Source organism: Salegentibacter sp. (assembly GCF_041642575.1).
GTDB lineage: Bacteria > Bacteroidota > Bacteroidia > Flavobacteriales > Flavobacteriaceae > Salegentibacter.
Genome location: NZ_JBEPWD010000192.1, coordinates 1 through 1,968 on the forward strand (window position 1 = coordinate 1; position 1,968 = coordinate 1,968).

General features: G+C 41.2%; 1 protein-coding gene. It reads right to left on the minus strand.

The features are described 5' to 3' along the window. The coding region (locus ACESK1_RS13205) for an FAD-binding oxidoreductase (RefSeq protein ID WP_372920637.1) at positions 1-1,717 on the minus strand (1,717 nt) is incomplete at its 3' end. Between the last annotated feature and the right edge of the window lie 251 nt (positions 1,718-1,968).

Consider the following 1,968-nt stretch of genomic DNA (forward strand, 5'->3'; position numbering starts at 1 on the left):
CTGATGATTTTCTGCAATCTCCACTTCCGTTACATTTTTCAGCAAGCCGAAGGATTCCCTGGGAATCCGTAAAATCCATCAATGTTTCAATTTGTGGCTCAGTTCTGTCTGGGGTATATCGAAGGGAAGTATCCATTGGAGCTGCATCGATGATCTTTCCAGGATTGAATATGTTTTCAGGATCAAAAGCCAGCTTAATATTCTGAATAAGCTGATAGTTTTTTGGCCCTATCATCATTTTAATAAATTCAGCACGCACCCTACCGTCGCCGTGTTCTCCGCTAAGGGAACCATTGTATTTCTTTACGAGCTTAGCCACATCCTCTGTAATCTGCCTGAATAGTTTTACATCTTCAGAGCTTTTTAGATTAAGAATTGGCCTTAAATGTATCTCCCCTGCCCCGGCATGGGCATAATACACTGCATCCTGCCCATAGATTTTCATAATCTGTCCAAACTCCGAGATATAATCGGCAAGCTGAGGCAGGGCTACCGCTGTATCCTCAATACATGCTACAGCTTTTTTATCTCCTATTATATTTCCCAGCAAGCCAAGGCCAGCTTTTCGTAATTCCAGCGCCAGGTCTATTTGTTCGTCAAAAAGTACGGGCAAGGCATAGCTCAATCCCGATTTTTCAAGGGTTTCAAGCAAGGCCTTGGTTTGCTTTTGCAGTTCATCCTGGGAGTTTGCACGCATTTCCAACATAAGGATAGCCTGTGGGTCTCCTTCAATGAAAAACCTGTTCTCTTTGTATTTCAAATTTTGTTTGGTACAATCAAGAATCACCTTATCCATCATTTCGCAGGTAAAAAGCGAATGATGCATGGCAGGAACCACAGCCTGCATACAGGCATCTATACTCGAAAAATGCGCAGCGATCATTGCGGTTTGCGGAGGCGGCAGCGAGTCGAGTTGCAGCGTGATCTCGGTAGTAAGGGCAAGCGTACCTTCACTTCCGGATAGGAGTCGGCACAGGTTAAATGGCTCTTTTGATTCTGAAAATACCTCAGAATATATCAATTCATCAACGGCATAACCGGTATTGCGGCGGTGTAGTTCCTTAGGCGGAAATTTCTCTATGATCTCTTTTCTGGATTCTTCTGAAGATAATTCAGCAAAGATCTTTCTATATATCTCCCCTTCCAGATTTTTCAGCTTGAGCTTCTGCTTAAATTCTTCCGACGAAATCTCACCGAAATCGGCTTCACTCCCATCGCTAAGCAAAACCTTCATGGAAACAACTTTGTCTCTTGTTGTTCCATATTTTATGGATGTAGTTCCACTAGAATTATTTCCCACCATTCCTCCGATCATACATCGGTTGGAAGTAGACGTATTTGGACCGAAAAACAAACCGTGTTCTGCTAAAACACAATTCAGGTCATCCCTGATCACACCGGGTTGTAACCTCACGGTCTTCATTTCAGTGTCAATCTCAAGAATATCTGTAAAATATTTGGACACATCTACTACAATTCCATCTCCAACACACTGCCCCGCAAGAGAGGTTCCTGCAGTTCGTGGAATAAGGGATGTTTTGTGCTCTTTTGCGAAGTTTATAAGTTGCTTTAGATCTTGAATATTTTTCGGATAACAAACAGCTAAAGGTAATTCACGGTAAACTGAGGCATCCGTAGCGTATATGGAACGCCATAAGTCGTCGTAAAATAACTGACCGTCAATTTGATGCGAAAATTGTTGCAGGTTTTTTTCCATAGTAAGCGGTTAAAATTACATAAAATAAGGTAAAATGCTTAACAGTTTTTTATGGAATATTAACAATAGATTGGGCTAAGGTCGTGTTAACATACACATTTAACAATTAAATTTGCGCAACGAATCTAAAAACTATGAACATGAAAAAATTGATTTTAATTGCTGTATTTGCTTTTGGCGCTACATTCATGAGCCAAACCCAGGCACAGACTATTTCTGAAAATGCACTTGGACTAAGACTTGGTGGTGGA